The organism is Nocardia sp. NPDC004278 (genome assembly GCF_053602975.1).
The window spans coordinates 223,642-230,761 of record NZ_JBSGEQ010000013.1; the positions used below are offsets into that span (position 1 = coordinate 223,642).

General features: G+C 64.8%; 5 protein-coding genes and 1 pseudogene. 4 read left to right on the forward strand and 2 right to left on the reverse strand.

Features of this window, described 5'->3' with window-relative positions; genetic code table 11:
• Positions 1-8: 8 nt before the first annotated feature.
• Complete coding sequence (locus ACWEO2_RS21900) at positions 9-899, reverse strand: bile acid:sodium symporter family protein (protein WP_452406997.1); 891 nt, start codon at positions 897-899, stop codon at positions 9-11.
• Positions 900-1,068: 169 nt separating this feature from the next.
• Between ACWEO2_RS21900 and ACWEO2_RS21905 the strand changes: the two genes are divergently transcribed.
• On the forward strand, positions 1,069-1,614 hold the full coding sequence (locus tag ACWEO2_RS21905) for an LppP/LprE family lipoprotein (RefSeq protein WP_452406998.1): 546 nt from the start codon (positions 1,069-1,071) through the stop codon (positions 1,612-1,614).
• Between the two features lie 16 nt (positions 1,615-1,630).
• Here the strand turns inward: ACWEO2_RS21905 and ACWEO2_RS21910 are convergent, their stop codons facing one another.
• Complete coding sequence (locus tag ACWEO2_RS21910; protein ID WP_452406999.1) at positions 1,631-3,151, reverse strand: FAD-dependent monooxygenase; 1,521 nt, start codon at positions 3,149-3,151, stop codon at positions 1,631-1,633.
• Positions 3,152-3,197: 46 nt separating this feature from the next.
• On the opposite strand from ACWEO2_RS21910, the gene ACWEO2_RS21915 reads away from it, so the two are divergent.
• From ACWEO2_RS21915 to ACWEO2_RS21925, 3 genes and pseudogenes are all read left to right on the forward strand, one after another.
• Positions 3,198-3,956, forward strand: a complete 759-nt coding sequence (locus tag ACWEO2_RS21915) for a TetR/AcrR family transcriptional regulator (protein ID WP_452407000.1) — start codon at positions 3,198-3,200, stop codon at positions 3,954-3,956.
• 158 nt (positions 3,957-4,114) lie between these two features.
• A complete protein-coding gene (locus tag ACWEO2_RS21920; RefSeq protein WP_452407001.1) occupies positions 4,115-6,154 on the forward strand; it encodes a CocE/NonD family hydrolase in 2,040 nt (679 codons plus the stop codon).
• 427 nt (positions 6,155-6,581) lie between these two features.
• Positions 6,582-7,120, forward strand: a pseudogene (locus ACWEO2_RS21925) (DNA-directed RNA polymerase subunit beta); the annotation flags it as partial.

Genomic DNA, 7,120 nt, shown 5'->3' on the forward strand with positions numbered 1-7,120 from the left:
TATGCGATCTAGCCGTGCGCCGTCGGAACCGGCGCCGGAGCGTCTCGCCGTACCTGCCGTGCCAGCAGATACGCGGCGATGACGGCCGGAATGTTCATCAGCACCCCGTACACCGCGGGTGGCACCGCCATCTGCGAATTGTGCAGCACGCTCGAGGCGACCGCGATGGCCAAGGCGCCGTTGTGGATACCGATCTCCATTGCCGAGGCGATCGCCTGATCGGCCTGCACCTGGAATATCCGCGGCACCGTGTAGCCGATGATGAAGCTCAACGTCGAGAGCAGCAGGCTCAGGGTGGCGAGTTTGCCGATGTTCTGGGTCAGCGTGTGGAATTCGCGCCCCACCGCCGCTACCACGACCAGAGCGAGCACCACCGCCGAGACGATCTTGACGTTCTTGCGCATCCGGTCCGCCCATGCGGTGAACCGGCGATGCACCCACATCCCGAGCGCGACCGGGACCAGCACGATCGCGAACACCTGGATGAACTTGTCCGGCCGCAGCCCGATCGTGGCGTCGTCAGCCATGAACAGGGTGAAGGCCAGCGTGACCACCAGCGGCAGGGTGAAGACCGCGAGGATCGAATTGATCGCGGTCAGCGTGATATTCAACGCCACATTGCCACCGGCGATATGGCTGAACAGATTCGCCGACGGACCGCCGGGGGATGCGACGAGCAACATCACTCCCACGGCCAGCGCACCCTCGAGCCGGAACAGGTAGACCAGGCCGAGGCAAATGGCGGGCAGTACCACCATCTGACACACCAGCGCGATCACCGCGGCCTTGGGATAGCGCAGCACCCGCGCGAAGTCGTCGACGGTCAAGGTCAACCCGAGTCCGAACATCACCAGCGCCAGGGCCAGCGGTAGGAACACGGCGAAAATCGTTGAACCCATTCAGATCTCCTCATCAGGACTCGGTCGGGTACCGACGTTATCGACTCACCGGCGGCCCGGCGACTCCAGCCATGGGAGCCCGGCCAGGGCGGGCCCCCGGATTCGCCGATGCGATGATGTGTGTGCTGCGCGATCGAGACGCTCGTCGGACCTGAAGGGCTTTCCCTGGATGCAGACCTATCGGCTCGTATTGCTCACCCTCGGTACCGGACTCGCCTGCGTGACCGCCTGCGGATCGGGCGACAGCGGCTCCGCGACCGTCTCCAGCGCGACCACTGCGGTCGCGACCACGTCGAGTGCCGCGCCGATGGCGAAATGCGGGCTCGACCTGGCCGCACCGGTGATCCGCTCCGCAATCGCGACCCTGCCCGCGGAGCCGATCACAAAGGCGGCGTGGTCCACCGATCCGGCGAGTTTCGTTGGCACATTCGATCCGTGCGTCACACTGTCGGCCGTGATCATCACCGTGCCGGGTGCGACGGGCAGCTCACCGGAGCAGGTGCTGCTGTTCCACAAGGGTGACTTCGTCGGGACGGCGACCCGGGACAGCCACGGGTTCACCGCCCTGGACCCGGGCCGGACGACCGATGACACCGTTGGCGTGACCTATAAGACGCCCGGCAGCTGCAATGCCTGTCCGGATGGCACCATTACCCCGGTCCGATTCCACTGGGATGGAAAGCAAGTCCAGACGATCGGGACGCCACCGAAATAGCCCTTCCGGCTGCCGGTTACGTTCGGCGGAAGATCCGGTCCAAGGCGGTATTCAGCTCGGTGGCCGGATCGTCGGGCAGGGTCGGCATGCGCCAGGCGATGATCTGATCGGGACGTACGAGTAGCGCGCCGCTCGGGGAGAGGCCAACGGTATCGGCCCAATCCTGGTCCAGCTCATGGACTTCGAGTGGCAGGTGCGCTGCGGCGGCTTTCCAGGTGGTGCCATCGGGTCCGATGAGCAGGACGCAGGCCGTATCGACGAGGTCGAGCGTGGAGCGGCCGTCGGACAGCCAGCGATGGGGCACGCGGGTGCCGGGTTGGCCGGTCAGATCAAGGTGCGCCATGGTGTTCGGGCTGCCGTCATCAATGACCGCGCCCGAGTGATAGCGGTTGCCGAGGATCAATGCGATCGGGTCGGCGAGCGGTGTGGCATCCCTGGATTCACGATTCATGGTGCGCAGGTTGGCGGTTCGGATGCTCGACTGGTCGGCGATGTACCAGCCGACCGGGCGGCGTTCCTCGTGATAGGTATCCAGCAAGGCCGGGTCTTCGCCGCGTAGGACGGCCGCCAGCTTCCAGGCGAGGTTGTGTGCGTCCTCGATGCCGGTATTGGCACCGGCGGCGGCGAATGGCGGCATGACGTGGGCGGCGTCACCGGCCAGGAAGATGCGGTCCGCACGGTAGCGCTCGGCAACGAACATCCCCGGCTCCCACGGTAATACGCTGAGCACATCGATGGCGATATCGGGAACGCCAATGGCCGTTCGCAATACGCTCGGCCATTCCTCGACGGGGCGGTCGATGCCATCAGTGGTGGTGAAGATCCACCGATGTGACCCGTCGATCGAGGCGAAAGCCCCGGGTGCGTCGGCGTTCTCGATCTGGCAGAGGTTGAATTCGCGTTCCCGCACCAAATCCGACAGATCAGCGCGGAAGTACACATTGACCGCCCGGCCGAGCGTGCCGCGACCGTCACGCGGGATGCCGAGCCGTTCGCGGATCGGGCTCGACGCGCCATCGGCCGCGATCAGATAGTCCACGCGCAGCCGTTCGACCGTGCCGTCGGCGGCGCGGAGCGTGGCCACGATGCCGTCGGATTCGGTCGCGAAGTCGGTGAGTTCGACGCCGAACCGCACGTCGCAGCCGCGGGCGACGGCAATGCGACGCAGCACCGGCTCCAGTAGATCCTGGGCACATAGGCAGGCGGTGGCCGGAGTGATGGTCGACCAGTCGGGGACACCGCCGGGCAGTGTGAAGGGGATGCGGGTGGCCTGCGCGAGCGTCGGCCCGGCCGCGAAGTGCTGATACTCCGCGAGGTCGCGGGCGGCGTCCAGGACTTCGTCGGCAATGCCGAGCTGGCCGAACAGCTCCATGGTGCGGATATTGATGCGCCGGGCCTTGGGCTGCGGTGAGGTGGTCGGCCTGCGCTCGACCAGTACCGTCGCCACGCCCTGCTGGCGCAGGAACAGTGCGGCCGAGAGCCCGACCAGCCCGCCGCCGACAATCAGAACGCGAGGTGCGTGTACGTTGTACATCATGTGTACTTTGTACACGAATGGTTGAATGCCCGGCAAGGAGGTGGCAATGAGCGAGCGTCGGCGAGGCGCAGGCATGAACGAGGAGTCGTCACCGCCCGGACCGCTGATCTGGTCGCGACCGGAACCGCCGGGGCGACCGACCACGACATTGAGCCGGGCGAACATCCTGCGTGCGGCACTGACGGTGGCCGATGCCGAGGGCGCCCGCGCGCTGACCATGCGCCGGATCGCCACGGCGGTCGGTGCGTCGACGCCGATGTCGCTGTACCGCTACGTCGGCAGCAAAGACGGCCTGGTCGACCTGATGATCGATGCCGTCTACGGTGAGATTCCGCTGCCCGCAAAGTCTGCGGGGTCGTGGCGCGCGGCGCTCGAAGATCTCGCGCTGGCCACCTGGTCGGTGATCCAGCGTCACCTCTGGTTCGGCGAACTCGTGCACACGCGACCGCCGCTCGGGCCGAATGCGCTGCGCTACTTCGACTTCCGCTTCGCCCTACTCGAGCCGCTGCACATCACAGCCGACGATATGACCCTGATCACCGCCGCCGTCGACGGCCACCTCATCGGCGCAGCACTGCAACTCGCCGAAGAAAACCGCATGCGCACCCGCTCCGGCCTGCACACCGATGATGAACTGGCCGCCGCCGCACAGCCCATCCTGGCGCCGATCCTCGCCGACGGCCGCCACCCCGCCTTCGCCCGCTGGTTCGCCGCCCGCACCACCACCGGCGGCACCGACCCCGTCCAATGGACCCTGACCTGCCTCCTCGACGGCATCGCGGACCGCTTGGGGTTGCCGAAATAGCCGCTGGCAGTCAGTGGCAAATCCGACGAACCGAACGGACCGCACCTAACCGAATATTCGCCAGTTGATTGCTATGGTCTGAGCGCGTCAATCGAAGCGACCCCTGTCCGCATGCTGCGTACCAGTCGAGAAAGGGCCAATAGTTGTCGGGGCATGGAGTGGCATCAGCGCTTATTCGTGCGGCTCGGTTGGCGACCGTCGCTGTCGCAGCAGTAGCGCTTACCTGGAGCGGTGGTGGATCCGCGACCGCGGAGCAAACCAGCGCCGGTGCGCTCGCCGAGCGTTGGACCGCGATGCACGACGGACCGCAGCAGTACCCCGATGTGCATATCGATTGGGATGTCCCGATTCAGATGAGCGACGGCGTCGTACTCAAGGCCAATGTCTATCGGCCCGTCGACGCTACGAATGCGGTGGTGAACACTGCGCTGCCGACGATCGTGAACCTCACGCCATATACGAAACTCGTGACCAATCTGGTCGATACGGCACTGGCCACGCCCGGGTTGCAGTCGTTCACCATGGATCTGGTCCGGCGAATCAATCTGTCCGGCACTCCGATCAGCGGATTCGGCGACCTGGTCCACCTGCTCGACGGCGGCACCATCCAGACCATCCTCGGCATCGACCGGAGTCTGATCCGCAGCGGGTACACGCTGGTGGTCGCCGATGTGCGTGGTACCGGCTTCTCGCAGGGCCAGTGGAACACCCTCGGCATGCGTGAGCAATTGGATACCCGCGAGGTGATCCGCTGGGCGGCGGCCCAGCCGTGGTCCAACGGTGATGTCGCGATGAGCGGCGGCTCGTATGCGGGCATCAACCAGTTGCGTGCGGCCGAAGACCCGCCGCCGGAACTGAAGGCCATTTTCCCGGTGGAGGCGGGCAGCGATCTGATGCGCGATGTCGTTGCGCCGGGTGGCGGCGTCGGCACGACCTTCCTGCCGATGTGGCTCAGCAATGTGAACCAGACCAAGATCATCCCGGACGTGCAGTCGATGCTCAACGGCACCTTCGACTGGAAATGGCTGCAGTCGCGGCTGGCCGATCCGACGACGAATACCGATCTGCTGGCCCAGGCGCTGCTGACCCCGTCCCTGGACCGGATGCCGACGGCGCTGGCCGCCGCACTCGACGAGCACAGTGATTTCCGGCAGGGGATTCTGGGGCATCCGGAACGAATTACGGTGCCCACCTTCGTATATGGCGGCTGGCACGATATCTTCGCCAATAGCGCGGCCAAACTCTACAACGCGATCCCGCTGCCCGCGTCGAAGAAGCAGTTGGTGGTCGGCGATACCTACCATGCGAATCCGGGTGCGGGCACGGGTGCGCCCGGTGCCCCGCCGCGGCTGGATGTGCTGCAGCGGGTGTGGTTCGACAAGTGGCTCAAGGGCATCGATAGCGGTCTCGACGACTTCGGGCCGGTCACGCTGTGGGAGCAGGGTTCGGGCTGGAAGACCATGAGGACATTCCCGGAAGCCGGTGTCACCCATCGCCGTGTCTATCTGTCCCCGGCGTCGAGCGATACCGCCGACCATGCGGTGCACGACGGATCACTGGTGGGGACGAAGCCGCGCGATCGGCTCGAGTTGCAGGTGGCGCCCGGCCTGTCCACCGTATGCTCGCGCGATGCCGCCCAGGGGTCGGCCGGAATCTTCTCGCCCTTCGATGTCTGCGCCAAGGACTCCCGGGTCGCCGAGAGCAATGCGCTGACCTTCACCAGCAAGGCGATGACCGAACCGACGGTGATCTCCGGTCCGATCAATGTGCATCTCAATGCGATTCATGATGCGACCGACGGATATTGGAGCGTCACCGTGAACGACGTCGCCCCCGATGGCACCTCGACGGTGCTGAGCACCGGACAGCTCACCGCATCGTTGCGCGCGGTGGACGAGGCCAAGAGTGTGCGCTCGGCGAACGGCGATTACACCGCGCCGTTCAATCCGATCACCCTGGACAGTCTGCTGCCCGTCGAGCCCGGAAGGCCGGTCACACTGGATATCGCGGTCATCCCGACCCAGGCCGTGCTGGAAGCCGAGCACCGGCTGCGCGTGGACATCTTCGCCGCGAACCCGCCGAAGGCCTTGGCTTTCCGGCCGATGCTCAATGCCACCGAATTCAAAACGCAATACCTGCGACTCGATCCGGACGTCCCGAGCTTCATCAACCTGCCGACGGACCGGCCCATCGGCTGACCCCGCGATCCGAACCGTCATCGGATCGCACCGGGAGACGCTTGCGCTCGTGTTCCGGTCCGCGGAGCTCGAAACCTGGATCGGCAGTTGGGCTTTCGAATTGGTTCGAAATGTGTGGCGAGACTTGACTCGAACGGGATGGCGGAGTTATTCTATAAATGGGAAGTAATTCGGCGGGGTTTTGGCATGGGCCGAGAAGTTTTGATTTCGCACTCGACATTCAGTGGGTACGAGTGTAATTTTGGACGTTGCGCTGGTTACCTCCCGTCCACCTCATGAACCAATCGTTGTAAACATCATCCGTTGCGGGTGGTGTTTCCTCGTGTGGTGCGCGAGTTTCGTTCGGGTGCGCATCCGGGGCGAAATTCGTCAGTGGACAAGCGGTGATCGCGGGGTGCCGCGATCCGCGTGAGGGGAAGGACGCACCTTGTCAGTATCGAGCCGGACGGTCGCCGACAAAGACCAGGTAGTTGCCGGTGTGCCCGGCGCGCCGAAGCGGATATCCTTCGCCAAGATCCGGGAACCGCTCGAAGTGCCCGGCCTGCTGGATGTGCAAATCGATTCGTTCGCATGGTTGATCGGTACCTCCGAATGGAAGGCCAGCGCCACCGCTCGTGGCGAGCAGATCCCGACCGGCGGACTGGAGGAAATTCTCGAGGAGATCTCGCCGATCGAGGACTTCTCCGGGTCGATGTCCCTGTCTTTCTCGGATCCTCGTTTCGAGGAGGTCAAGGCCTCCGTCGACGAGTGCAAAGACAAGGATATGACCTACGCGGCGCCGTTGTTCGTGACCGCTGAGTTCATCAATAACAACACCGGTGAGATCAAGAGCCAGACGGTCTTCATGGGTGATTTCCCGATGATGACCGAAAAGGGCACGTTCATCATCAACGGCACCGAGCGCGTCGTGGTGTCGCAGCTGGTGCGTTCGCCGGGTGTGTACTTCGACCACAGCGTGGACAAGGG

Excerpts from the sequence above, each read along its gene's own strand:
- ACWEO2_RS21900 (WP_452406997.1), bottom strand. The coding sequence starts at position 899 with ATGGGTTCAACGATTTTCGCCGTGTTCCTACCGCTGGCCCTGGCGCTG.
- ACWEO2_RS21915 (WP_452407000.1), top strand. The coding sequence starts at position 3,198 with ATGAGCGAGCGTCGGCGAGGCGCAGGCATGAACGAGGAGTCGTCACCG.
- ACWEO2_RS21910 (WP_452406999.1), bottom strand. The coding sequence starts at position 3,151 with ATGATGTACAACGTACACGCACCTCGCGTTCTGATTGTCGGCGGCGGG.
- ACWEO2_RS21905 (WP_452406998.1), top strand. The coding sequence starts at position 1,069 with ATGCAGACCTATCGGCTCGTATTGCTCACCCTCGGTACCGGACTCGCC.